Here is a 25943-nt window from a genome sequence, read left to right as displayed (position 1 = left end):
TTATGAAAGTAAATTTACACAATGTCGGTTTTACAGTTGATCAAAAATTGGTTGACTTCATCCAGAAAAAAATGGACAAATTAGACCTTTTCTACGATAGGGTTATTGATGCCGATGTCTATTTAAAGTTAGATAATACCACTGTCAAAGAAAATAAGATAGTGGAAATAAAGGTAAATGTACCAGGAGATAGCTTCGTGGTCAAAAAACAATTCAAATCCTTCGAAGAAGGGGTAGATGCTTGTGAAAACCCTATTGAAAGATTCCTGAAAAAATACAAGGAAACTCGTTAGACGATCTTATGACTATTAAGGATAAAGAACGGTTTTGGATAGGATTCCAATGGGGTGCACTTACAGGAGTAGTGATTACTCTAATACTTATACTTGCCTAAACAAGGAGCTTAGATAATGAATTTCACATAACAATATGTGGAGTTCATTATCTCTCCAAATACAAAACATACAACAAGAAAAAGTAGCTCTATAAGGAGGGAGTTGCTATGCTTATGAAAGCAGCCGATGGATTATAGTGTTATAGCAGAGAGGTATTATATACCCAATTTTTCACCAATAGGACTACAAGCAGAATTTTCCTTCATATTTGAAATAAAAAAAATCTATACAAGATGAATGGCATATTGATACTTATAGATATTCAAAATGATTTTATTACAGGAGAACTTCCTGTTCCTGATGCTAGGTCTATCATAGAGCCTGTCAATCACCTTATCCCACAGTTCTCCCATGTGATAGCTACCCAAGATTGGCATCCGGCAAATCATTTTAGCTTCTTTACGCTTCATGAGGGTAAGAAAGCTTTTGAATCTATCACTAAGGATAATTACCAGCAGACCCTTTGGCCTCCTCATTGCATACAAGGAAGCGAAGGGGCTAATTTCTTCCCTGAACTACAAACCAATGCAATCAATGCAATTTTTCGCAAAGGAACTAATCCAGATATAGATAGCTATAGCGCTTTTTTTGACAATCAAAAGCTCAAAGAAACAGGTCTTGACGGCTATCTAAAAGGCTTACACTTGGACGAACTCCATTTTGCAGGCTTGGCGGCTGATTATTGTGTGTATTTTTCTATGATAGATGCACTCAACTTAGGTTATAAGGTATTTCTACATGAACATTGTACCCGTGCCATAAGCAAAGAACAGTTTGAAAACCAGAAAAAAGAACTGATTGCTTATCCTAACTTCACTCTATTACCATAGTTTTGAAAGAACATTTACGTTTTGGAATTATTATCCCCGCTCATAATGAGGGAGACATCTTGGCGCAAACCTTGGATAGTCTCTTGGGGCAAACGCTCCCTGCCCATAGCATTGTGGTGATAGATGATAATTCTACCGATCATACAGCTGAAATAGTGGCCGATTATTGCAGGCGCTTTCCTCAGGTGAAAACCCTCTACCGAAGCTCCTCTGTGCAGCGCCTACCTGGGGCTAAGATTGTACAAGCCTTCAATGCAGGTTTGCCTCTTGTGGGGCAGGCGGATATTATCTGTAAGTATGACGCAGATCTTATTTTCCCTCCCAACTATTTAGAGACGCTACAGACCTACTACCTCCAAAACCCACAATTGGGGATGTGTGGAGGCGTCTGTAGTATAGAGAAGGAAGGGAAGTGGCTCAAGGAAAATCTAACCAATAAGAACCACTTGCGTGGCGCACTGAAGAGTTACCGCAAGGAATGTTTCGAGGCTATTGGAGGGCTGAAAGAGGCAATGGGTTGGGACACAGTAGATGAGCTATTAGCACAGTATCACGGTTGGGAGTTGCTTGTCGTGGAGGACTTGGTAGTAAAGCACTTGCGCCCTACTGCAAGCCGCTACAACCCACAAGCACAATATATGCAAGGGGGGATGTTCTACCGCTTGCGCTATGGGGGAGTGCTCTCGTTTTTGGCTAGCGCTAAGCTGGCTTACAAGAAGCGTAGCCTTCGCTTATTCTGGGATTATATGAAAGGGTATTTCAAGGCAAAGAAAGAGAAACAGCCCTTTTTGGTAACTCCTGAAGAAGGTAAGTGGATACGAGCTTACCGTTGGCGCCATATCAAACGAAAATTCTAAATAATTGTTGATAAGAAAATTTGCCGCATAGTATTTTTTTTCTTACTTTTGCGGGGTATTAAAAGCAAGGCTCAAAGATGAAAATAGCACTATTAGGTTATGGGAAAATGGGTAAGACCATAGAGCGTATAGCTCAGGAGCGAGGCCATGAGATTGTCCTAAAAGTAGATGCCCCAGGTGATTATGATCTTTCTGTGGCAGAGGTAGCTATTGAGTTCAGTACGCCACAGAGTGCTTTTGCCAACATCAGCCGAGCGCTCTCTTTAGGATTGCCCACAGTGGCAGGTACCACAGGTTGGCTAGAACACTATCCTGAAGCAGTAACCTTGTGCAAGGAGCATGAGGCGGCCTTTTTGTATGCTTCCAACTTTAGTATAGGGGTGAATATCTTCTTTGAACTGAACAAGACCTTAGCCCAACTTATGCGAAAATATCCTGAATATGCGGTTGCTATAGAGGAAATACACCATACCCAAAAGCTCGACGCCCCCAGTGGAACGGCCATTACCTTGGCGCAAGAGATCATAGAGCAGACAGATAAGGTAGGTTGGGAGCTAGGAGAGACTACCGAGGATAAAATTCCTATTACTGCCAAACGTATAGAAAATGTACCTGGCACCCATATCGTTACCTATAAGAGTGTGGTCGATACACTTGAGATCAAGCATACCGCCCATAGCCGCGATGGTTTTGCCTTGGGCGCTGTATTGGCAGCCGAGTGGATTATAGGAAAAAAAGGAGTCTTCTCCATGAAGGATGTCCTTTTCGGAAAATAAGTATAAATAATTTTGTAAAAATAAATTTTATGGCAAGCGTAAGACGTTTAAAAAAGAATGTTGCTTCTGTTTTAGGGGAATTGGTAGATACTCTTATTATTTGGGAATTGGTTACCGATAAGAGAAATGAGCAGTCAAGAGGTATTGTAGAGGAAATCTACCTTACTTATGACAAATACCTTGAGCAAATCAACCATCCTACAGAAAATAAAGGAGCTTTCTACAAACAGCTTCTTAAGAACTTTGAAGGAGAAGTAAATGCTATCATAGCGAAAATCAATGCTTTAAGCTAAACAAAGAGCTACTTTTTTGTTTTACACCAATTACATTTGTTTGTACAATGCAATTGGTGTTTTTTACATATATTACCATGAAGAAAATACTATTCTTATCTCTTTTCTTGACCTTTACCTTTGTAGCTTCTGCCCAACATACTTATAAGCTCTATGTAGAAGGTGAAAAACAATGGGCATATAGGGAAAATACACTTACCGATTTCGTATATGCCTTCTGTACTAAGGATTTTGAAGCTATAGCCAAAAGTCCTGTGATAGGAGACAGTTCAAAAGTAGCCCAATTAGAGTCCATATATCGCAAAATGCTGCAAAGTGTTCCTACTAAAGAAAGAAATACACAGATAAGTCTCTTTTTTGGAGAACGAAAAAAGGGAAAAGGGCGTATATTTTTTATGACTTTCTTTGAAGGGAACCTAAGAGGTAAGCGCAAAGATGCATTCTTCCAATTTCTTTTAGCAGACAATACAAGAGAAGGTATATTTAAGTGTGATACAATTATGATTTCTGATGAAAAACACAGATTCACCTACAAAGAACCTTCGGTAAAGCTCAAAACAAGATACCAAAAGGAAGTAATGCAGGAATATGAAGCTCATGCATTAGAGAAAAATGCTAAAAGGGAATTGGAAAACTATATAAATACAAGAAAAAGGTGGCGAAAAATGATGCTTAGTGATGAATAATTGATAATGATTTTTATGCTTCAGGGAAAGAAATACCCTAAATGGGTGAAGAATATATGTTTAGGGAGTATATTTGCTATATCTAATTTAGTAATTTATCTAATCTATGAGACAATTACTTCTGATATTGAGTATTATTTTAATAAAAGAGATCCTTATTTCCTCTATGTGATAGTATCATCAATTCTATTTCCCATATTTCTATTTTTATTTGAGTATAGAAAAAAGAGAAAATATTTTTATTTACTTTTTTATAGTTGTTGGCACCTGCTTACTTTGGTAATAATAGCCACTATATATTCTTATTTTGAGATTATTTATTCAGACGGTTATATTGATTTAGTTGAAAATGAATATATAATAAGTCTCTTAGCTGAGAATATTGTTCTATTCATAATAGTAGGGGCTATAAATTTTTTTACATTTATCCCGCTCAATATTATTATTTTTTCACTCTCTTTCTTTTTATTGAGGAAGTATAAATAATCAATTGAAAAATCAATTACTTGTATTGTTTTAAGAAACAACTCAAAATTAACAATTTAGAAAACAAATGGCAGACGATGATTTGATTACAGACGATGAGCTGTACGAACACTATAGTTTTAAGGCGGGAAAAGGACAAGAACCGTTACGGGTGGATAAGTTCCTGATGAACTTTGTAGAGAATGCTTCCCGCAATAAGGTACAACAGGCGGCTAAGGACGGCAATATATTTGTCAATGGGGTGGCGGTGAAGGCCAATCATAGGGTGAAGGCCAATGATGAGGTTAAGGTCATGTTTGCTCATCCGCCTCACGAATATCTGTTAGTACCTGAACCTATCCCCTTGGATATTGTCTATGAGGACGAGGAACTAATCATTATCAATAAGCCTGCGGGCTTGGTAGTACATCCAGGGCATGGAAATTATCAGGGAACTCTTATCAATGGGCTGATATACCATTTTCAGCACTTGCCTATGAACAGTTCTGACCGCCCTGGCTTGGTGCACCGAATAGACAAGGATACCAGTGGATTATTGGTAGTGGCCAAGACGGAAGAGGCCATGAACCACTTGGCTAAACAGTTTTTCAATAAAACCAGTGAGCGGGAGTATGTAGCTCTTGTATGGGGTAATCTCACTGAGGACGAGGGGACGATCACAGGGCATATCGGAAGACACCCTAAGAACCGCCTCCAAATGGCAGTCTTCCCCGACGGAAGCCAGGGAAAGGAGGCCATCACTCATTACAAGGTATTGGAACGTTTCGGTTATGTAACCCTCGTTTCCTGTCGGTTAGAGACAGGGCGTACGCATCAGATTCGTGCCCACTTTACCTATATAGGTCACCCTCTTTTCAATGATGAGCGCTATGGAGGGGACAAGATACTCAAAGGAACTACCTCGGCTAAGTATAAACAGTTTGTAGAGAACTGTTTTAAGATCCTCCCACGCCAAGCGCTCCATGCCAAGACCTTAGGAGTGGAGAAACCTTCCACAGGACAGATGCTTCGTTTTGATAGTGAGATTCCTCAAGATATGCAGCAGTGTATAGAAAAGTGGCGTAACTATCTCAGCAATAGAGAAGTAGAGCAGTAGCCAGAAGTCTGTTATCAGCGATCAGTAAAAGTTCCTTTTTGGGGATAAAAAACTCAAAACTCAAAACTCAAAACTAATATGTTATTTAGGCAAGCACAGATAGAAGACTTAGAGGCTATATGGCAAATTATCCTCTATGCTAAAGAAACCATGCGCCAGAGAGGAAGTGAGCAGTGGCAAGATGGTTATCCCTTTAGGGAAACTATTGAGCAAGATATAGCGCATCACTATGCCTATGTAGTGGAAGAGTCTGGTGAGATTGTGGCTTATGCGGCAATCAGTGGTGATGGTGAGCCTACCTATCAAAAGATAGAGGGGGCATGGCTCAGTGATGATCCCTATATAGTAGGCCATAGAATAGCTGTGAGTGAGAGGGGCAAGGGTAAAGGGCTGGCCAGCTATATCATACAACAGGCAGAAGAGATCGCCCTTGTTCGTGGATTCCATTCGCTACGAGCCGATACCAACTATGACAATCTTGCCATGAAGCATATCTTGGAAAAAGAAGGCTTTGTCTATTGTGGTATTATTCAGGTACGCGATGGAAAACGTGAAGCTTTTCAGAAAATTCTAAAATAACAGAATATGGATTTGAAAAAAATTGATACAACCGACTATACCATTTATTTCTCGGAGGAGGGTTATAAATACTTAGCAGACTATGTAAAAGAGAAGAAATATTCTAAGATATTTGTTCTCTCCGATACCCATACCCATGAGTGTTGTGTATATACATTCTTGCAGAAATTTCCTTTTGAGGTAGAAATCATAGAAGTAGAAGCAGGAGAAGAGCATAAGAATTTGGATACCTGTCTTTCTCTTTGGCAAACGCTCTCCGACTTGGAGGCCGACAGAAAGAGCTTACTGATTAATGTAGGCGGGGGAGTGGTTACCGATATGGGGGGCTTTGTTGCCTCTACCTTCAAGCGTGGGATTGACTTTATCAATGTTCCCACTACACTACTTGCTATGGTAGATGCTTCCATTGGAGGAAAAACGGGTGTAGATTTGGGCGTACTCAAGAACCAAATAGGGGTAATTAATAACCCTCAACTCCTATTGATAGATGTGAATTATTTAGCAACCCTCCCCAAAGAGGAGTTTCGTAGTGGCTTGGCCGAGATGTTCAAGCATGGGCTGATACAGTCTCCCGCTTATTGGGAGAAGATGAAACAGCTCTCCGCCCTGACCACTGATGATTTGGAAGAGATTATCTATGAATCGGTAGTGATTAAGCATCAGGTAGTAAAGCAAGACCCTAAGGAACAAGGTTTGCGCAAGATACTCAACTTTGGCCATACGCTGGGTCACGCTATAGAATCTTATTGCTTAGCACACCGCTCTAAGCGTTTGTTGCATGGGGAAGCAGTCGCTATTGGAATGATTTTGGCGGCTTTTCTCTCTCATAAGCTCTTGCATTTCCCTTGGGAAAAGACAGTAGAGATAAAGAGAGTCCTCTTGGACTATTTCCCTCAGGAGGATTTCTCGGCTCAAGAGATAGCAGCTATACAGGAACTACTCAAGTATGACAAAAAGAATGCTTATGGCCATGTCTATTTTGTACTATTGGAGGCGATAGGACAACCTAAGTGGAATATAGAAGTGGAGGATGCTCTTATAGAACAAGCATTTGCTTATTATAGTGAGAAATAGGAGTAAAAGAGTTAAGCAAATGAGTGTTTCTCTAAAAAATTATACGCTAAGACAGGTAGCGCTGGCTTTTTTACCTATTATGGTAGTGTGGTTAGTAGTGATTTATATATTTATCTTAGAGGAAGTTTATGACAATGTAGATGATGGTCTCAAGGATAGGAAAAAGGAAATCATAGCCCTCTCTAAGGAATATCCAGAGCGTATACTCTCTGTTAGTGAATATGGGATAGGGCAGTTTAGAATACGTCCTGCCCAAGGTAAGGTATCTAAGAAAAATAGTATCAACAATGAGTTTCTCTACGAACCCTCAGGTGATGAAAAGGAGCTATACCGAGTGCTGAAAACGGGTTTTTGTGATGACCAAGACCGTTGTTATACCTTGGAGATACGTACCTCTACGGTAGAGGAAGATGATTTAATGGCCAATTTAGCTATAGGGATTGGGGTGTTGTACTTGGTCTTAGTCGTAAGTATGTATATCATTCATTTGTTATTCATTCGGCGTGTGTGGAAGCCTTTCAATACGTTGCTTCATAACATCAATGCTTACGAATTGGGCAATCGTCAGGGGGTAGTTCCTATAACCACTCAAGTGAGAGAGTTTGCTCAGCTCAATGAGACCATCCAGCGTATGTGGCATCGTACGGAAACTATTTTTGATCAGCAGCGTACTTTTATAGGCAATGCTGCTCATGAGTTACAAACTCCTATCGCAATTACTATCAATAAGTTAGAATTGCTTATGGAGGATGAAACGCTTTCTCAAGCACAGCTTCAACAACTCTCTGGAGCGAAGGCCTCACTTATCCGTATGGCTACACTCAATAAGTCTTTGCTCACTTTAGCGCGTATAGAAAACCGACAATACGAAGAGGTTTCTCCTATCTGTTTTGCTTCATTGCTTCGTACCCTTATCGAGGAATACCAAGACCTGATAGCTTTCAAGGAAATTACTCTTTCTATAACGGAAAAATCACCTTTCTCAGTGGAGATGAATAAGGATTTAGCGGTCATTCTCCTCTCTAACCTCCTTAGAAATGCTATAAAATATACGTATCCCAAAGGGAAAATACTAATAGAGATAGACAAACACGTATTTTCTATTGCCAATGAGGGAAAACCAACTCCTTTGGACGCTGATAAGATATTCAAACGCTTTCATAAGGGAGAACAAGACAGTACCTCCACAGGATTAGGCTTAGCAATTGTAAAGTCTATAGTGGATTTGTACCAACATATCCGCTTGCAGTATGTATATAAGGAGGAAAAACACACTTTTTTAATTGTTAATTTTTAATTGTTAATGGTTAATTGTCAATGATTACTCATTAGTCATTAGTCACTAGTCATTAGTCACTATCTATGGTTGTCGTTATACTCAATTGGAACGGAAAACACTTATTGGAACAGTTTCTCCCCTCAGTGGTAGCTTATTCCACTGAGGCTGAACTCTATGTAATTGATAATGCTTCTACCGATGGGAGTGTTGCTTTCCTCTGTGCTCACTATCCTCAAATAAAAATTGTACAAAATCCTGAAAACTATGGCTATGCTAAGGGCTACAATGAGGGGCTAAAGCATATCCCTGCCGATGTATATTGCCTACTTAATTCCGATGTGGAGGTAACTCAGCATTGGCTTAAAGCGCCTATAGAAATTTTTGCCCAGCAACCCGAAATAAGTATATTACAACCTAAAATAAAGTCCTATAAACAGAAAAACTATTTCGAATATGCAGGAGCAGCAGGAGGCTATATAGATAAATATGGTTTCCCTTATTGTAGAGGACGTGTTTTTGATAGTATAGAAGAGGACAAGGGACAATATGACCAGCAAATTCCTATTTTTTGGGCTTCGGGAGCATGCTTTTTTATAAGAAAAGCTGTTTTTGATGAGCTTAAAGGTTTTGACGAAGATTTTTTTGCCCATCAGGAGGAGATAGATCTCTGTTGGAGAGCAAAGAATAAGGGGTATGAGGTCTATTATACCCCTCAGTCACAGATATACCACTTAGGAGGGGCTACTCTTACCGAAGGAAGTCCACAAAAAGTATATTTAAACTTTCGCAACAGTCTTTTTATGCTACTGAAGAACTTGCCTAAGCCCTATTGGCCACTGACCATTTTCCTTAGAATGGTCTTAGATGGGGTAGCAGGGGCGCGCTTTTTCTTTCAAGGAAAGTTCAAAAGTACTTGGGCTATCATAAGGGCACACTTTTCCTTTTATAGGTATTTTCGTCATTTCTATCGCAAACGACAAAACCCTAGTTTGCAGCAGTATTATACCATAAGGTCTATAGTATGGAAACACTTTGTGAAAGGTGAAAAATAAAAGGTAAAAAGAAATAAAACAGACTAAGAGAACTCCCTTTTATTTTTGATGAAAAATCCAAATCAATAGTAGAAGAACAATTGTATAGTCTAATTCGTTAAGGCGCAATAAATTGCGTCTCTACAGAAGACTATGCTTATCAGTAATTGTCTTAGCCAGCGCATGTGTAGAGACGCAATTTATTGCGTCTTAGATAGTTAGCTAATAGTTTTTTTACTATTGATTCGCATTAAAAACTTCATGATCAAAAGATATATCGGAAAAAAACAAGCAAGGCAGGAAAACTTTTTACCTTTTACTTTTTATCTTTTACTTTATTGAAGTTCTGTGGTCAATAAACTTCACAGGTTTGCGGCTTCCCTTAGGGTAGAGTTGTTGTTCTATGATTTCCACTGGGTGGAACTCTATTTTGGGAACAACGCGCATTTTAGCACGGAAGTGGTTGGTAATCTCTTCACGAAGTGCCTCGGAAGGGGAGGTAGTTCCTATTTTGATAAGAATCTCATCGGTGAGGATTTCGTTATTGCTGATCTCTATGATGTAGTTCTCCACTTGGGCAAATTGGGTGAGTAAGTCCATAAGCACAGGCGGGTATAGGGTGGTTCCCTTGTACTTAATCATCTGTTGTTTTCTTCCGACCACTGGGCTAACCCTTAGTGTATTTCTCCCACACGAACAAGGTGCTTGGTGTAGGGTAACCATATCTCCTGTACGGAAGCGCAATAGTGGCATACCCTCTATACCAAGGGTGGTAATGGTCAGTTCTCCCAAGCAACCCATGGGAAGAGGCTTTCCCTCATCATCTAATACCTCAGTGATAATAAGTTCTGGGTGATGATGCCCCCCTTGCTGGTGTTCACACTCGGTAAAGGTGGTACTCATCTCGGTAGAGGCATAAGTAGAGTAGAGTTTTAGTTCAGGCCATTTTTCCATGATTTTCTGAGTGAGTAGGTTAGCAGAAAAATCTTGTCTGCGGAGGGTTTCTCCTATACATATTACGCCTTTGACTGAGGAATTGCGATAGTCTATATCAGTTTTTTCGGCATATTCTATGAGCTTAAGTAGAAAAGAAGGCACTGCAATGAGCCACTTAGGCTGATAGGAATCTATAGAATCCCATTGGAGTTCAGGGATTCCTGCACCTATACGTACAATACTGGCACCAAGTTTTCTAATGCCTAAAAAATAAGCCAGTCCAGCCATAAACCTACGGTCAATAGTGGTCATCAGTTGTACTACATCTCCCTTTTGAATGCCAGCACAACTCAGTGAAATAGCCTCATTGTAAGCCAAGCGGTCTAAGTCCTTGTCAGTAAGCCCAAAAGTAACAGGCTTTCCTAAAGTCCCGGAGGTAGAAGCATAATCCACTATGGCTGTTTTGGGTACGCAGAGGAAATCATCATTATAACGTTGGAGGTCATCTTTGGAAGTGGTGGGGAGTCTCTGGAGGTCGTCCAAGGTTTGTATCTCCTTAATATCAATATGATATTCCTTGAATATACGTTGGTAATAAGGAGAATGAGCGTGGAGGTATTGTAGAAGCACTCGGAGTCTCTCCTCTTGGAATAGTCGAATTGTTGTGGGGTCTTGCTGTTCTATTTCAGGGATCATAGCAGGCCTTAGTTGAGTGAAAGATTGATATTTTCTATATAGTCAAGTACCTCCTCTTTTCCCAATTTGCTCTCGGAAGAAGTAATAAAGTAGGGAGGTATCTCCTCCCAACTCTCTAAGAGGATTTTTTGGTAGGTAAGTACGTGTTGTTCAATGACTTTGGGAGCAAGCTTGTCTGCCTTAGTAAAGATGATAGCAAAGGGAATAGCATTCTCCCCCAACCATAGCATAAACTCCAAGTCTATTTTTTGGGGTTCATGGCGTATATCTACTAACACAAAAGCACAGACCAATTCCTTGCGCTTCTTGAAATAGTCAGTAATAAACTGCTGGAAAGTCTTCTTAGATTGCTTGGACACCTGTGCATAGCCATATCCAGGTAAATCTACTAAATACCAATTCTTATTGATAAGAAAGTGATTGATTAGCTGTGTTTTTCCTGGTTTGGAAGAGGTCTTAGCAAGCCCTTTGTGGTTGGTTAGCATATTGATAAGGGAGGATTTCCCCACATTGGATCGCCCGATAAAGGCATACTCAGGTAGCTTATGCGTAGGGCATTTGGCCACTTGTGTATTGCTCACCACAAAGGAGGCTTGTTTGATCTCCATATTTATAACTTATTAGTCGTTAACCAATTGTTTAGTAACTCATTGAAAGTGTCGGGATGTTCCATCATAGGAGCATGGCCACACTTGTCTATCCAATAGAGAGACGCATTGGGCAGTAGTTCACTAAACTCCTCAGCTACTTTAGGGGGCGTTACAGGGTCATTCTTTCCCCATATAAGGCAAGTGGGAGTCTTCATATTAGGCAGATCCTTAGCCATATTGTGGCGGATAGCACTCTTGGCAATGGAGAGTGTTTTGATCACCTTTGTACGGTCATTGACAATGGCGAAGACCTCATCTACCAGTTCTTTGGTAGCTGTTTTAGGGTCATAGAATACATCCTCACACTTCTTTTTGATGAACTCATAGCTACCACGCTTTGGATAACTATCACCCATAGCGCTCTCATAAAGGCCAGAACTACCTGTAAGGATGAGTCCCTTGACCTTTCTAGGGTGCAGCTTGGTGTAAAGCAGCGCAATATGTCCGCCCAAGGAATTACCCAAGAGAATCACCTGCTCTAGTTCTTTGTAAGTGATAAAGCGCGTAAGCCAATTGGTTAAACTCTTTACCGTACTAGAGAGCAACGGCAAGTCATAAATGGGTAGTTCTGGGGCTATTACCTTATATTTTTTTGAAAAAAACTCAATAGTACTATCAAAGTTACTAAGCCCTCCCATAAGCCCATGTAAGAGGATAATAGGAGTACCTTCGCCTTTTTCAACATAGGAAAATTTGTCTTCTTTTTTACGAAAAAGATTTATCATTTTATATCTATTTCTTGTAGCTACAAAGATAAGAATTTTTTATCAAATAGTAGTCATTGTTCTTGAAAAAAATTTCAGGAAAATAAATTTTTATAAACAATTAATTTATAAGCATTTATTCCACATATAATATCCAAACATCTTTTACTTTTTGCAAATCGGGGTTCAGACTGCGGGCGGTATTGATTTCTTGCTGTTTTTTGAATGCCTCTGCATAGGTAGCTGCATAGAGAGAATAAGCGTAATATAAGTTCTTTTCAGCATAGAGGAAACTGCCCTCGGCACGCATTCCTTTTTGTCGCAATCCGAACATATATTTCTCAGCATTTTCTTTGTTGGAATAGACGCCTAGTATTAGGTAAAATCCTTTTTTGACATTCGCAGCGGTGATTCTACGTACATTGTCAGGAATCTGTTCTGTTTGTCCTGCCTGAGTGGCTTGTCCTACTGTAGCTGTTTGTCCTGCAGGGGCTTGTTGTACAGGGTTTTTTGCTTGGGTAGTAGCATTTGTCTGCCCTGTAGTATTTCCCTTAGCTGTAGAACTTGTCTGAGCTATATTAGCTTGTTGGTTAGTTTTTACTTCTGCTGAGGCAGCTTGGTTGGCATTGACCACAGTCTGTCCTGTAGGGGCTACCTTAGGAGTTGTTTTCTTTCCTAAGAGCCTATCTACTTCCTCATCGCGCAAGGAGGTACTTTCTTCGGTATTGATAGCTAGCCCCATTAGGAAAGCATAATAAGAATCATTTGTGGAGGAGAAACTCACTCGTAAGTAATCATTGCCCACAGGGAATACTTCAAAATCGTAATTGGGAAGCACTACCGAGAAAATATCAAAGCCCAAGGTATTTTTGCTGTTGGGTTTTCTTTGTTTGAGATAGTCTTCGCCATAGGTGATAGAGCTATTGAAGAAGTTTTTTATCTTTCTTGTTTTTGTCTCCAAATAGAATCCTACTTTGTCGGAGAATACACCTACCTTGTTCTCTCCTTGGTTGAAATCAGCATCCAAGACAGCTCCTACCAATCGGGGAAAGGCTTCCTTGACAGAAGGAATTTTATAGTTGGTAAAGGCGATGCTCTTGTCGCCTTTTACTTCCAAGAATCCGTCTTTTATATCCAATTTTCTAAAGAGTTCAGAGGCGTTTTCATAAGCAATAACCAACGTCCATCCTCCGCAAGAGCCTCCTTCTACACTTCCTCTAGCAGCTCTTACATTGGCTACCGTATATTCTCCATCAATGCGTTTGCTACTCTGAACGAGTTTGGTAACATCGGCGAACATGACATAGGGGGCATTTTTGCCTATATAGCGGGAATCCGTATTGCCGTCAAATACATATTCTCCTTTTACAGGCGTATATTTCCCTTTAGGAACTTTCAGTAATACCTCCTCTACCGATTCACGTTTGGCATCTTTGGCTACCGATTTTTTGGCCACTACCTGCCCCTCTTCGTAAGGGTAAGTGGCTGCCCAGTAGAGCCCAGCAAATAGAATCTTACTATTCTTAGGGAGTGATACACTAGCCGTGCTGGAAGAGAATGTTTTCTTATCCTTATCTACATCTATATATTCCATTACTTGGGAATCGTTCAGCTTAAGTCCGCCTATCAGATCATTGTAGGGAGTATTGGCATCAGCTTTTCCTTCCTTGCGGTTTAGGATATTATTTCCTGTAATGGTGATATTTCCTTTGGATAACACTTTATAACGAGTGGTGAGGGTATCGCTCTCCTGCGCCCATAGTAGGCTTGTAGCGCTTAGGCAGAGGAGTAGACTGTAAATGATTCTCATATACACTTTAAGTTTTATTTGTAAATTAACGAATTTGGAGGCAAATATACGTAAAAAAATAGTATTCCCTAAAAAAGATAAATATATTTTTATCTGAAAGCATTCCATCCTCTAGCTTTCAGAGGAATGGCTTCATTGGCACGAGTAATGAGGTTGCAACCTTGGGCAGGTTCTGTAATATAGCCAATGACACTAAGGTTGGGGTTACCCTTGATTTTGTCATAGTCCGAGGGGGCTATGGTAAAGAGTAGCTCATAGTCCTCTCCGCCACTGAGGGCAACCATGGTACTACTTAGGGTAAATTCTTCACAAGCGTTAATCAGGGTAGGGTCAAGAGGTATCTTTTCCTCTACTAGGCGACACCCGACATGGGATTGTTTGCAGATGTGTAACAATTCTGAGGAGAGTCCATCGCTGATGTCCATCATTGCTGTAGGTTGTACGCCCAATTTGTCAAGTAGTAGGACAATATCCTTACGTGCTTCGGGCTTGAGTTGCCTTTCTATAAGGTATTGATAGCTTTCTAAGTCTGGTTGCATATTAGGATTGACCTTGAACACCTCATTTTCTCGCTCCAACACTTGCAATCCCATATAGGCGCTACCTAAGTCTCCACTCACTACAATAAGGTCATTCTCTTTGGCACCATTGCGATAGACAATCTTCTCTTGTGGCGCCATACCGATAGCGGTAACCGAGATGATGAGTCCTCTAGTGGAGGAAGAGGTATCTCCGCCTACCAAATCTACTTTATAAATATCACAAGCCAAGCGGATGCCCTCATAGAGTTCCTCTAAGGCCTCCACAGGAAAGCGATTGGAGACAGCGATAGAGACTACCACTTGAGTGGCTATGGCATTCATGGCATAGATATCGGAGAGATTGACCATAATGGACTTGTAACCTAAGTGTTTTAGCGGTACATAAGAGAGGTTGAAGTGTACCCCTTCTATCAAAAGGTCGCTGGATATAACAGCTTTCTGAGTCCCGAAATCAATAACAGCTCCATCATCCCCTACGCCCTTGAGGGTGGAGGGATTCACTATAGGGAAGTCCTTGGTCAGATGGTCTATCAAGCCAAACTCTCCCAACTCCGAGAGGTGGGTTCTATGGGTGTTTTTGTCTTCTAACATCTTGTCTTAAAATATTTGGCACAAATGTACAATAAAAATGATTAACTACTCATTATTAGTGATTAATTAACGTTGTTTTTAGCTATTGCAAATTTCAGAATAATTTTTTGTTAAATGGCAACAGCTCTCATATAAAAAACTTATATTTGCACCCACTACAATAATACAATACATTATGAGTGTAGAAAAATTCAAAGAAACCATCGCGGCAGGGTATCCTGCCCAAGGAACTTATATTACCTTAGGAGGTGCTATGTATCAGGGAGCAGTCATTAAGGACTTGTTGGTCAATATACCCCTGAAGAATCTCAACCGCCATGGCCTTATTGCTGGTGCTACAGGTACAGGAAAGACCAAAACGCTACAATCCCTCACCGAAAACCTTTCCAAGGCGGGGGTGCCTACCTTGCTTATGGATCTCAAGGGAGACCTTAGTGGTATTGCAGCTATAGGGGAGGAGAAATCCTTTATCAAGGAGCGCCATGCTCAGATGAACTTGCCTTACACACCTGAGGCTTTTCCTGTGGAGCTGCTTACTATCTCTAAGCAAGATGGGGTTCGCCTACGTGCTACAGTTTCCGAGTTTGGTTCGGTCTTGCTCTCCCGTATCTTAGACCTCTCCGATGTACAAGAAGGGGTGCTTGCGGTGATTTTTAAGTATTGTGATGATCACCAATATCCGTTGCTTGACCTTAAAGACCTCAAAAAGGTGCTCCAATATGCCACTGAAGAGGGGAAAAGTGAGTTTGAGGCAGAATATGGTCGTGTGGCTTCTTCTTCTACCAGTGCTATCTTGCGCAAAATAGTGGAATTGGAGAACCAAGGAGCTGAACTTTTCTTCGGAGAGCGTAGTTTTGAGACGGAGGACTTACTCCATACCGATGAAAAGGGTAGGGGAGTGGTAAATATTATCCGATTGACCGACATACAAGATCGTCCAAAGATGTTCTCCACTTTTATGCTCTGTCTCTTGGCTGAAATCTATAATACATTTCCTGAAATAGGGGATCAAGAAAAACCTAAGTTGGTGATTTTCATTGACGAAGCTCACCTGATATTCAATCAGGCTTCCAAGGCTCTGCTTAATCAATTAGAAAATATCGTCAAGCTGATTCGTTCCAAGGGGGTAGGACTTATTTTCTGTACACAAACCCCTACCGATGTGCCCAATGCGGTACTCGCTCAGTTGGGTATGAAGATACAACATGCCTTGCGTGCTTTTACAGCCAAGGATCGCCAAGCTATCAAGCTTACCGCTCAGAACTATCCTGAAACAACTTTCTACAACGTAGCCGAAGACCTTACCTCATTGGGAACAGGAGAGGCTTTCGTGACAGCCTTGGATGCCAAAGGTCGCCCTACACCACTGGTTGCGACTATGATGCGTGCTCCTATGAGCCGTATGGATATACTCTCCGAGAGCGAAATAGCACAGGTGTTGGCCAAATCAGCCCTAAAGAAGAAATACAATCAGGAGATAGACCGCGAGAGTGCTTATGAGATACTCAATGCCAAGATAGCCAATGCTGCTGAGCAGACAGCCAAAGAACCAGCACCAAAGAAGACGACTTCTACGACAGCGAAGACGACCGCTCCCCAAACCACAACGACTAAGAGGAGTACAGCTCAAAATCCCATAGTAAAACTACTTACTAGTGCTACTTTTGTTCGTGGGGTATTTGGGGTGTTGAGTAAACTCATGAAGAAATAAAATACCTAAAAATAGAATGAAAAATACAGCAAAAATACTTTTATGGGCGGTAGGTAGTGCCTTATTGGTTATTGGTTGCTCCCGTTCTGATAAAAGATTCTTGATAACTGATATCAGTGTTGGAAACTTGACCAAAGAGACCAAAATTTCTCAGTTGGATTCTCTATATAAGAATGATTCTTTGGTAAAAACATCGATTGAAGGGGAGTTTAGGTATATAAGCGATGAGCGTTTTTTAGTCTATGAAAAGGGAGGTGAAGGCAAGCAGCTCTTGGAACTGACCCCTGCGATTCCTTTGGAGGGGGAAAGCAAACATATTCAGGGGGTACAAATTATGGATGAGCGTTTTGCTACAGCTGAGCATATTTCGCTCAATAGTACCTTTGCCGATATCAAGAAGGTATATAAGGACTTTGATTTTGAGCAATTGATCTCTACAGTTATTGTCATGCCTAAGGGGAGTAACCTCTATTTTGCTTTTGCTAAGGAGGATCTTTTACCTGCGGTAGATGATGCTTATACCATAGAGAGTATTCCTGAAACAGCCAAAGTGAAAAGATTGATGATTAGTTGGAACTAAAAAGGGGGAGCATTACAGCTCCCCTTCATTTACATATTTCTTATAGGTAGCCCTACGACCAAAATCAGTAGGATTGAAGTTTTTCCATAGTTTCTGCACGGCTAAGTTGTTCTCCAATTCTGGAGTGATAATACATTGTTCTACTCCCTTTTTCTTGAATAGTAGGTAACAATCCCTAAAGAGCATAGCAGGGACTCCCTTGGACTGGTACTCAGGGCTGATACCAATAAGATAGAACTCTACCGTCTTAGGATTCTTTCGAGCTTTCCATAGGTGATAGAAACCAAAGGGGAAGAGTTTCCCATTAGCTTTTTGCAAGGCCTTTGAAAAAGAAGGAATTACAATAGCAAAACAGATGATTTTCCCCTCTTTATCCAAGATGAATTTGATAAACTCAGGTAGGACAAAGGGAATATATTTCTTTTTGAAGTACTCTTTTTGCTTTTCAGAGACAGGAATAAAGGAGGAAAGATTGGCATAGGAGGTGTTGAATAGGTCAAACATCTCATCTACATAGGGGATAATATCCTTATTGGTTTTGATAGGGGCATAGCTAAGACCATAACGGCGCTCTACTACATCACCCGCCTTCTTATAGGTATCAAAATTTACATCCTTAAGAAAGAAAGAGGACTCTACATAACCTTTTTCTTTTACCCAGCCAAGTTTCTCAAAATGAGTGACATAATAAGGGTAGTTAGTCCAAGTAATCATACCTCCAATATGGTCATACCCATAGGTCTGTACCCCTACTTTGTCCATATTCGAAAAGCCCATAGGTCCTTCGGCATACTCCAATCCTAATTCTTGTACTTTGTCTAAGGCTTTTTTGAGCAGTGCATCAGTAACGGCAATATCATCTATCATATCTAGCCAACCAAAACGTACCTTACGTACCCCTCGGTTGATCTCATAATGGTTAACAATTACTGCAATACGCCCCACTATAGTCTGCTGCTTATCATAAGCTAAGTAAAAAGTAGCCTCACAATTCTCGAAGGCTGGATTTTTCTCAGGGTCAAGGGTATCCAACTCATCGCCAATTAAAGGGGGTACCCAGGTTTTACTATCTTTGTATAAGGAGAAAGGAAACTTAACAAAATCAAGCATTCCCTTTTTGTCTTCTACTTTCTTTACAGTAATCATTATCTTTGTGCTAATCGCTTGCAAATATACAAAATAAAGACTAATTAAATTATGATTAGTAATTAATTAACATATAAGCGCTAATTAAAAACGGTATAGATTGAAAATCACCTTGTTTTTTTTCGTACCTTTGCGGCGAAATTACAATGATTAATGCCAGCAATAATTAATGATTAATATGTTACTCAATCATTAAATAATTGATCATTAATCATTAATCATTAATAATGAGTGCTTTCCATTCCTTACGGTTTCGTATCTTTGTAAGTCTTATTGGTATTACGATACTTTCCTTTATTACCATTGCGATAGTAACCATATACCAGTATCGCAAGCAAGCACAGACCTATCATAACGAGCGCTTGTTGCGAAAGGAACAGCAGCTCTCCATGCAGATACGCTATGTACTATCGCAGACAACATTTCCTGTGGAAGATAAGTATATTCCCCTAATCTTCCGAGAGGAGATCTATCGTATTGCCGATATTGAAAATATTAACTTTAATCTCTATAGTATCAATGGGACTTTCCTTATTAGTTCACAGGCAGGACTAAGGGATAACAAGGAGTTACATTGTATCTCGGATACCATTCTCACCAATCTCTCTAACTCTGTAGATAAGCGATTGGTCTTCCAAACGGCACTTGAAAAGGATAGTTTCCAATACTCCTATTCCTATGTCAATGACCTACAATACAAGCCCCTACTTATTCTGCATATTCCTCATTTTGAAAATGATACCTTCAATGAGGGCTTCCTGCAGAACTCATTATATAACTTAGGAGGTGCTTATATGGCTATATTGCTGCTGACTATAGGGGTAGCTTTTGTCATCTCTCGCTATATCACTCACTCTCTCGGGGAGATACAACAACGATTAAGAAGTACTCATTTCTTAGGGAAAAATGAAAAAATTGATGTCAAGAATACCACTACCGAGATAGGAGAGCTTATCTTCTCCTATAACGAGATGGTAGATGAGATAGAAAAGAGTAAGAAAGCATTAGCTAAAATAGAGCGGGAGAAGATGTGGAAGGATATGGCCAAGCAAATCGCCCATGAGATAAAGAACCCACTGACACCTATGCGGCTGAGTGTACAGAACTTCCAGCGGAGATTCTCCTCTGATGATCCACAATGTAGTGAAAAGGTAGCTGATTTTACCCAAATGCTCCTCCAGCATATTGATACCCTTTCGGATATCTCCGATGCCTTTTCTTCTTTTGTCTCTATGCCGCCACAGAAAAAAGAAAGGACAGACCTCAATGCGATTATTCGTCATGCTATAGCGATTTTTGACCTGCCTTATATCTGCTTTGAGAGTAAGCAAGAGCAGATATGCCTTTGGGTGGATAAGAATCAGATGAATCGTATGTTGACCAATCTGCTCAAGAATGCTATCTATGCAACCGATAACATCCCAGACCCTCTAATAGAGGTTACAACCTATGTAACAGGTGACTTTGCTTATATTGTGGTTAAAGATAATGGTTCTGGGGTACCTCCTGAATTGCAAGAACGCATATTTGAACCTAAGTTCACCACTAAGAACACCGCAGGCTCGGGACTGGGGCTTACTATGGTCAAGCACATCATCAACGCCCATGGTGGGACTATTACCCTGAACTCAGAAGTGGGTAAGGGAGCTACCTTTACAGTAGAACTTAAAATTAGGTAAAAAGCAAAAAGTAAAGCAACTAATCACTAGTAATTTAAATACCAATGGAAAGAAGAAGTTTTTTAAAGAACTCAGTATTTGCGGGATTAGGGTCTCTCCTACTTCCCTCTGTAGCACAAGCACAAGCCTCCGAGTCTTTCGCTCGTAAGAAGGCAAAGAACATTATCTATATGGTCAGCGATGGTATGAGTATTGGTACCTTGGTTATGGCAGATCTCTATAGCAAGCGTATCTTGGGGCGTAGTAGTGCTTGGTTTGCACTATATGAACAGAAATTGGCCGTGAAAGCCTCTATGGATATGCAATCGGCTAGTTCTGTAGTTACCGACTCCTCCGCAGCTAGTTCCTCATGGGGCTGTGGTCACCGTATCATCAATGGAATGATCAACATTGGGGTCAATGGAGAAGAATATACTCCAATTCTGCAAAAATTTAAGAAAGCAGGTAAGAAAGTGGGTTGTGTAACTACAGTGCCTATCACTCATGCTACTCCAGCAGGTTTTTGCACTAATAGCAAGGAAAGAAAAGCCCAACCTAAAATTGCAGAAAACTATCTTGACCTCCGATTTGATGTCATGATGGGGGGCGGAGATAACTATTTCAGTGGTGAAAAACGTAAGGATAAGCAAGATATGTATGCTAAGTACCTGGAAAAAGGATTTACAGTGGTTAAGAATGTAACCCAGATGAATGCTGCTCCTAAGAATATACCTCTGCTTGGGGTATTTGATAGTAATGCTTTGCCTTATACCATTGATGAAAATAATACGACTAAGAATGCCGCCATTCCTACCTTAGCCCAGATGACTAAAAAGGCAATAGACATGATGGCCGATCACAAGCAGGGTTTTGTACTCCAAGTGGAAGGGGGTAAAGTGGATTGGGCAGCTCATGGAAACGATATAGGGGCGCTACTATTTGACCAATTGGCCTTCGATGATGCGATACAAGTGGCAATAGATTTCGCTAAAAAGGATGGTAATACCTTGGTTGTGGTAACTTCCGACCATGGAAATGCTAATCCTGGCCTTATCTATGGTAAAGAATGTAACCAAAACTTCGACAATTTGGCTTACTTCCGTCATTCCAATGACTTTACCTTACAGAGTATTAATCTAACAGACTCTGCTTCCCAAGTCAGGGAGCTACTTACCCATAACTTTGGTAAGATTCCTTTCTCTGAGGAGGATGCCAAACAAATACTCTCCTTCTATACCGAAGGCAAGCAGGAGAATGGACTCTATAACTATAAGAACCTTCCTTATAGTCTTTTGGCTGAAATACAGAAAAAACATACTTCCGTAGGTTGGATCAGTATGGATCACTCCTCCGACTATACTGAACTGGCTATGTATGGCCCTGGTAGCCAAAACCTACCTCCTTTTATAGAAAACTATAAAATGCACAATTTCTTACTTACCGCCGCCGAAGTAGATATGTTGGAGAAATATTAAACACAAGAAAATCAAAACGGTTATGTCTTATAAAATTATCTTTTCGGATATAGATGGTACCTTGCTCGATGCCGATCGTACCCTCTCCCAGAAGACTATAAAGGTGCTCTCCGAGCTTAAAAGTCGCTTTCCTATCGTGCTTATATCTTCTCGTATGCCAGTACAGATGTACTACCTACAGGAGAAGGCAGGTATCTTGGGTATGCCACTGATTGCCTATAATGGGGCTTTGGTATTGGACAAAGGGGGCGAAGTGCTCCACTCAGTAGAAATACCTCATGCTCTTTGTGAGCAAATTGTAGCACTCAATGAGCAATATACTCAAGGAAAGTTACATATCAGCTTCTACAACTTCAATGAGTGGTACGTGCCCCAAATAGACCAGTGGGCTGAGCGCGAAGAGCGCAATACAGCTACTACTCCTGTGGTAAAGAGCAACCAAGAGGTACTTTCCCTTTGGAAAGCCCAAAATAAAGGTGCCCATAAGCTTATGCTTATGGGAGAGGAGGCGCTAGTGGAGGCAATGTGGGAGGCCTTGCAAACCCAAATGGCAGGCCAGCTACAGCTCTATAGGGCAAAGAATACCTATATAGAAATCACTTTACAGAACGTGTCCAAGCTCACAGGAATTGAGGCTTTCTTGGCGCATCACAAGGAAATTACCCTTGCTGATGCCATCGCTTTCGGAGACAACTACAATGACCAAGAGATGCTTGAGGCGGTAGGTCTCGGTGTAGCTGTGGCCAATGCCCGTGAGGAGGTGAAAGCAGTAGCCAATGATACAACCCACCACCATAAGGAAGATGGGGTAGCACGCTACTTAGCTCAGATGTTTGATATAGAATTATAAGACAATATGGTAAAAATAGGTTCGGTAGCCTTGGGTGAGTTTCCCTTACTCTTGGCTCCTATGGAGGATGTAAGTGATCCGCCCTTTCGCAGACTTTGTAAGAAGCATGGGGCGGATATGCTCTATAGTGAGTTTATATCCTCCGAAGGGCTTATACGTGATGCTATAAAAAGCCGAAAGAAATTGGATATCTTTGATGACGAACGGCCTGTAGGTATCCAGATATTTGGGGGTGATGAGGAGGCTATGGCGCTTTCGGCTCGGATCGTGGAGACAGTATCCCCCGATGTAGTAGATATTAACTTCGGCTGCCCTGTCAAAAAAGTAGTAGCCAAGGGAGCAGGAGCGGCTGTACTCAAAGACATTGACCTTATGGTACGTCTTACCCAAGCGGTAGTAAAGAGCACCCACTTGCCTGTAACGGTCAAGACACGCTTAGGCTGGGATAGTGATACGATCAACATAGAAGAGGTAGCCGAACGCTTGCAAGATGTAGGCATACAAGCTCTTTCCATTCATGCCCGTACTCGCGTGCAGATGTACAAGGGGCATTCGGATTGGTCCTATATTGCCAAGGTGAAGGAAAACCCTCGTATCCATATTCCTATTTTTGGTAATGGTGATATAGATTCGCCTGAGAAGGCCTTCGAATACAAAAACAAATATGGAGTAGATGGCATCATGATAGGTCGTGCCGCTATTGGTTATCCTTGGATCTTCCAAGAGATCAAGCACTACCTCTCCACAGGAGAATTGTTACCCCCTCCTACACTTGCCCAAAGAGCCAAAGCTGCGCTACAACACTTGTTATGGGCGGTAGAGTGGAAGGGTGAGCGCTTGGGAATACTCGAAACACGCCGCCATTATAGTAATTATTTCAAAGGTATTCCTCATTTCAAGGAGTACAAGCAACAATTAGTTACCCTTGATGATATGGAAGCTCTCAAGGATATACTTATTAGCTTAGAGAAAGAAGAATAACAACCTCTTCAGCATAAAGATTTGTTACTTGGTTATACAAAATATCCTCCTATATACATATAGGGGGTATTTTATAAATCACATACAGTGACTTGTATATGCTTTGTAAGTAGGGTTTCTTCTATGATAAGGGCTATTTTCTCCCATGTACCTCCCGCTAAACCACAACCTATACGAGGCATTTGTACACAGGCCTGCTTCTCTTGGGCAAAAGAGGCAACCTTTTCCAATCCCTCTCTGACTGCTTCATAACGAATAGGAGGGATTCCTTTCTCCTCTTGTATCTTATGTTGCCCAATGATATTGCCAACCCATATATTTTCTTCTACTTGTACAAACTGAACTGCACCCAAGACAAAGCCTTCTTTCTTCTGATACCATAGTTTGTACTGCTTCTCAGGAGCTTTCCATCGTTTGGAAAGGGCTAAGACAAAACCTTTGCCCCAAGCTCCGATGTCATTACATATATGGGGAATGATAATATTCCCCTCACTTTGAGGGAAAGTAGCATCGGCTTTTATATATTTTATTTCTGTCATGATAAAACGTTAAAGTAATCTTTGAGTATTGTATTATTCAGTTCCCTGGGGGTGAAAACTTCCAAGAGCATAGGACTTTCATATTGGGAAAAGAACGTTTCCAAAGTTTTTGTCAACTCCTCTTGGTTTTGTGCACAAAGGTAGGTAAAACCATACATAGCACAAAGGTGCTTAGCCGTAAGGGAATGGGTAGTCTCTTGGAAAGTTTCAAAGAAAGGCGTTCCCTTATCGGTAGGCAAGATTCGGAAAATACCCCCGCCTGCATTATTAACTACAATGATTTTCAGGTTCTTCGGAATATAGTTACACCACAATGCATTGCTATTGTAAAAGAAGCTCAAATCGCCTGTAATCAGTAGTGTAGGGGCAGATTGTACAACACTAGCCCCTATAGCAGTAGAAGTACTGCCATCTATACCACTGGTACCCCGATTGCAGAACACCTGCCAACCCGCTTTAGCAGGAAAGAGTTGGGCATAGCGAATGGGTGCACTATTGCTAATCTGGATATGGTAAGGGGTAGGGGCACGCTCCAAAATAGCCTTGTAAGCAGCCATATCGGAAAAAGGTACGTCTGCTAAGAAGGTGGCTCGCTTTTCAAGGGTTTCCCTGTACAAAGAAAGCCAAGTCCCCTTATAATCAGAGCTAACAGGCGGTAGTTCTGGACTTACAGTCTCCAAGAATGTATTAATATTTGTCTTGAAGTGATGGGTCAAGGCAAAGAACGTATCATACCCCACATGCTCATCTATATAATAATGGGCTTGGGGAGGGTACTTGCGCAGGAACTCCTTGATCTTCTTGGATACCACCATACCACCTATTGAGATAAGCACATCAGGACGAAGTAGCTCTTGGAGTTGTCTCTTCTCTATCGGAGCGAGGAATGTATCTATCATGCCGATAAAAGTATCGGCTACTACATTGGCCGTACTCTCAGTAAGTACTAAAATAGAAGGGTCTTTCTCAAGCCAATCAAACCATTTTTGAGCAATAGCATCAGTGGGTAATACCCCTATAAGTACCATCTTCTTAGGATAGTTCCAGTCTTTGGCAAACTGGAGTAATTTTTCAGTATTCAGGAGTATAGGCTTTTTGAGTCCAACTTCGTTGTGGAAACTCACCGTAGGGGCAGGAAGTGTTTGATATAGTGGTTCCTCAAAAGGAGCGTTGATATGTACAGGTAAGCACTTGAGAGCTGCTGTATTGAGAGCCTCATTGAGCAAATAGGTATTATAATTGAGATCCTGCTCCTCTTCAGAGAGATTGGCATTATAGGCTGTGTGTAGTGCTAAGGCATGTCGCTGATGTATGGTTTGCCCATCACCTATATCTATCTTAGAGGCTGGTCTGTCGGCACTAATGACCACCAAAGGGATGTAACTATAATACGCTTCACTCACGGCAGGGTAGTAGTTCAATAAGGCTGAACCAGAGGTACAGACCACCACGACAGGCTCTCTAAGCTGTTGGGCTAAACCAAGAGCAAAAAAAGCAGCACAACGCTCATCTACTATGCTATAAGCGTTGAAAAAGGAATCACTGGCAAAGCCAATAGTTAGTGGAGCATTGCGCGAACCAGGGGAAAGGACAATATGGCGGATGCCTTTTGCCTTACAGGCAAGTAGTATCTGTTGAGCTAAGGGAATCTGAGGAAACAAAACGAATAATCAATGATTAATGATCAATGAT

The 25943-nt window shown here is 41.0% G+C and carries 25 protein-coding genes; 17 read left to right on the top strand and 8 right to left on the bottom strand.

What is annotated here, in order from left to right:
* Positions 1–2 precede the first annotated feature (2 nt).
* The 11 genes from HMPREF1154_RS04915 to HMPREF1154_RS04860 all read left to right on the top strand — a co-directional run bounded on the left by HMPREF1154_RS04915 (position 3) and on the right by HMPREF1154_RS04860 (position 9403).
* Positions 3–293 (top strand): HPF/RaiA family ribosome-associated protein, encoded by a 291-nt coding sequence (locus HMPREF1154_RS04915; protein WP_016419460.1) that lies wholly within the window; start codon positions 3–5, stop codon positions 291–293.
* 335 nt (positions 294–628) lie between these two features.
* Positions 629–1225, top strand: a complete 597-nt coding sequence (gene pncA / locus HMPREF1154_RS04910) for a bifunctional nicotinamidase/pyrazinamidase (RefSeq protein WP_009641488.1) — start codon at positions 629–631, stop codon at positions 1223–1225.
* A gap of 2 nt (positions 1226–1227) precedes the next feature.
* Positions 1228–2082 carry a glycosyltransferase gene (locus tag HMPREF1154_RS04905; protein WP_009641433.1) on the top strand — a complete coding sequence of 285 codons (855 nt, stop codon included), beginning with the start codon at positions 1228–1230 and terminating at the stop codon, positions 2080–2082.
* A gap of 77 nt (positions 2083–2159) precedes the next feature.
* Positions 2160–2858 (top strand): 4-hydroxy-tetrahydrodipicolinate reductase, encoded by a 699-nt coding sequence (gene dapB / locus HMPREF1154_RS04900; protein ID WP_009641480.1) that lies wholly within the window; start codon positions 2160–2162, stop codon positions 2856–2858.
* A gap of 29 nt (positions 2859–2887) precedes the next feature.
* Positions 2888–3151, top strand: a complete 264-nt coding sequence (locus tag HMPREF1154_RS04895) for a hypothetical protein (RefSeq protein WP_009641364.1) — start codon at positions 2888–2890, stop codon at positions 3149–3151.
* Between the two features lie 77 nt (positions 3152–3228).
* Entirely contained in the window at positions 3229–3837 is a 609-nt protein-coding gene (locus HMPREF1154_RS04890) for a hypothetical protein (RefSeq protein WP_232211970.1), read from the top strand.
* 553 nt (positions 3838–4390) lie between these two features.
* Entirely contained in the window at positions 4391–5419 is a 1029-nt protein-coding gene (locus HMPREF1154_RS04880) for an RluA family pseudouridine synthase (protein WP_009641518.1), read from the top strand.
* Between the two features lie 78 nt (positions 5420–5497).
* Positions 5498–5998 (top strand): GNAT family N-acetyltransferase, encoded by a 501-nt coding sequence (locus tag HMPREF1154_RS04875; protein WP_009641413.1) that lies wholly within the window; start codon positions 5498–5500, stop codon positions 5996–5998.
* Between the two features lie 6 nt (positions 5999–6004).
* Positions 6005–7072, top strand: a complete 1068-nt coding sequence (gene aroB / locus HMPREF1154_RS04870) for a 3-dehydroquinate synthase (RefSeq protein WP_009641438.1) — start codon at positions 6005–6007, stop codon at positions 7070–7072.
* Positions 7073–7091: 19 nt separating this feature from the next.
* Entirely contained in the window at positions 7092–8369 is a 1278-nt protein-coding gene (locus HMPREF1154_RS04865; protein ID WP_009641339.1) for a sensor histidine kinase, read from the top strand.
* 65 nt (positions 8370–8434) lie between these two features.
* Positions 8435–9403 carry a glycosyltransferase family 2 protein gene (locus HMPREF1154_RS04860; protein ID WP_009641353.1) on the top strand — a complete coding sequence of 323 codons (969 nt, stop codon included), beginning with the start codon at positions 8435–8437 and terminating at the stop codon, positions 9401–9403.
* A gap of 309 nt (positions 9404–9712) precedes the next feature.
* Here the strand turns inward: HMPREF1154_RS04860 and HMPREF1154_RS04855 are convergent, their stop codons facing one another.
* From HMPREF1154_RS04855 to thiL, 5 genes are all read right to left on the bottom strand, one after another.
* Positions 9713–11014: a phenylacetate--CoA ligase family protein gene (locus HMPREF1154_RS04855; RefSeq protein WP_009641428.1), complete on the bottom strand. Its 1302-nt coding sequence runs from the start codon at positions 11012–11014 to the stop codon at positions 9713–9715.
* Positions 11015–11022: 8 nt separating this feature from the next.
* The gene (yihA, locus tag HMPREF1154_RS04850) at positions 11023–11622 is read right to left on the bottom strand and encodes a ribosome biogenesis GTP-binding protein YihA/YsxC (RefSeq protein ID WP_009641515.1); all 600 of its coding nucleotides are present in this window, start codon (positions 11620–11622) and stop codon (positions 11023–11025) included.
* A 2-nt stretch (positions 11623–11624) separates the two neighbouring features.
* The gene (locus HMPREF1154_RS04845) at positions 11625–12389 is read right to left on the bottom strand and encodes an alpha/beta fold hydrolase (protein WP_009641493.1); all 765 of its coding nucleotides are present in this window, start codon (positions 12387–12389) and stop codon (positions 11625–11627) included.
* A 115-nt stretch (positions 12390–12504) separates the two neighbouring features.
* The gene (locus HMPREF1154_RS04840; RefSeq protein WP_009641440.1) at positions 12505–14178 is read right to left on the bottom strand and encodes an SPOR domain-containing protein; all 1674 of its coding nucleotides are present in this window, start codon (positions 14176–14178) and stop codon (positions 12505–12507) included.
* Positions 14179–14267: 89 nt separating this feature from the next.
* Positions 14268–15311, bottom strand: a complete 1044-nt coding sequence (gene thiL / locus HMPREF1154_RS04835; protein ID WP_009641336.1) for a thiamine-phosphate kinase — start codon at positions 15309–15311, stop codon at positions 14268–14270.
* 175 nt (positions 15312–15486) lie between these two features.
* Between thiL and HMPREF1154_RS04830 the strand changes: the two genes are divergently transcribed.
* Both HMPREF1154_RS04830 and HMPREF1154_RS04825 read left to right on the top strand, forming a co-directional pair.
* Positions 15487–17022, top strand: a complete 1536-nt coding sequence (locus HMPREF1154_RS04830; RefSeq protein ID WP_009641410.1) for a helicase HerA-like domain-containing protein — start codon at positions 15487–15489, stop codon at positions 17020–17022.
* A gap of 16 nt (positions 17023–17038) precedes the next feature.
* The gene (locus HMPREF1154_RS04825; RefSeq protein ID WP_009641527.1) at positions 17039–17602 is read left to right on the top strand and encodes a hypothetical protein; all 564 of its coding nucleotides are present in this window, start codon (positions 17039–17041) and stop codon (positions 17600–17602) included.
* Between the two features lie 12 nt (positions 17603–17614).
* Here the strand turns inward: HMPREF1154_RS04825 and HMPREF1154_RS04820 are convergent, their stop codons facing one another.
* Positions 17615–18748 carry an N-acetyltransferase gene (locus HMPREF1154_RS04820; RefSeq protein WP_009641521.1) on the bottom strand — a complete coding sequence of 378 codons (1134 nt, stop codon included), beginning with the start codon at positions 18746–18748 and terminating at the stop codon, positions 17615–17617.
* A gap of 227 nt (positions 18749–18975) precedes the next feature.
* Here HMPREF1154_RS04820 and HMPREF1154_RS04815 point away from each other — a divergent pair, with 227 nt between their 5' ends.
* From HMPREF1154_RS04815 to dusB, 4 genes are read left to right on the top strand one after another with little or no spacing between them, the layout of a single operon-like run.
* Positions 18976–20427, top strand: coding sequence for a sensor histidine kinase (locus HMPREF1154_RS04815; RefSeq protein ID WP_009641354.1), 1452 nt, complete (start codon positions 18976–18978; stop codon positions 20425–20427).
* A gap of 44 nt (positions 20428–20471) precedes the next feature.
* Positions 20472–21881 (top strand): alkaline phosphatase, encoded by a 1410-nt coding sequence (locus tag HMPREF1154_RS04810; RefSeq protein ID WP_009641350.1) that lies wholly within the window; start codon positions 20472–20474, stop codon positions 21879–21881.
* Between the two features lie 22 nt (positions 21882–21903).
* Complete coding sequence (locus tag HMPREF1154_RS04805) at positions 21904–22731, top strand: Cof-type HAD-IIB family hydrolase (RefSeq protein WP_009641439.1); 828 nt, start codon at positions 21904–21906, stop codon at positions 22729–22731.
* A gap of 6 nt (positions 22732–22737) precedes the next feature.
* A complete protein-coding gene (dusB, locus tag HMPREF1154_RS04800) occupies positions 22738–23712 on the top strand; it encodes a tRNA dihydrouridine synthase DusB (protein WP_009641462.1) in 975 nt (324 codons plus the stop codon).
* A 71-nt stretch (positions 23713–23783) separates the two neighbouring features.
* On the opposite strand, the gene HMPREF1154_RS04795 is transcribed toward dusB, so the two are convergent.
* Positions 23784–24251 carry a macro domain-containing protein gene (locus HMPREF1154_RS04795; protein ID WP_009641349.1) on the bottom strand — a complete coding sequence of 156 codons (468 nt, stop codon included), beginning with the start codon at positions 24249–24251 and terminating at the stop codon, positions 23784–23786.
* Positions 24248–25912, bottom strand: a complete 1665-nt coding sequence (gene menD / locus HMPREF1154_RS04790) for a 2-succinyl-5-enolpyruvyl-6-hydroxy-3-cyclohexene-1-carboxylic-acid synthase (RefSeq protein ID WP_009641511.1) — start codon at positions 25910–25912, stop codon at positions 24248–24250. The genes HMPREF1154_RS04795 and menD overlap by 4 nt, the downstream gene beginning before the upstream one ends.
* Between the last annotated feature and the right edge of the window lie 31 nt (positions 25913–25943).

Origin of the sequence: Capnocytophaga sp. CM59, from assembly GCF_000293175.1 — a bacterium.
Lineage (GTDB): Bacteria > Bacteroidota > Bacteroidia > Flavobacteriales > Flavobacteriaceae > Capnocytophaga > Capnocytophaga granulosa.
This window is presented reverse-complemented; position numbering and strand designations above follow the sequence as displayed.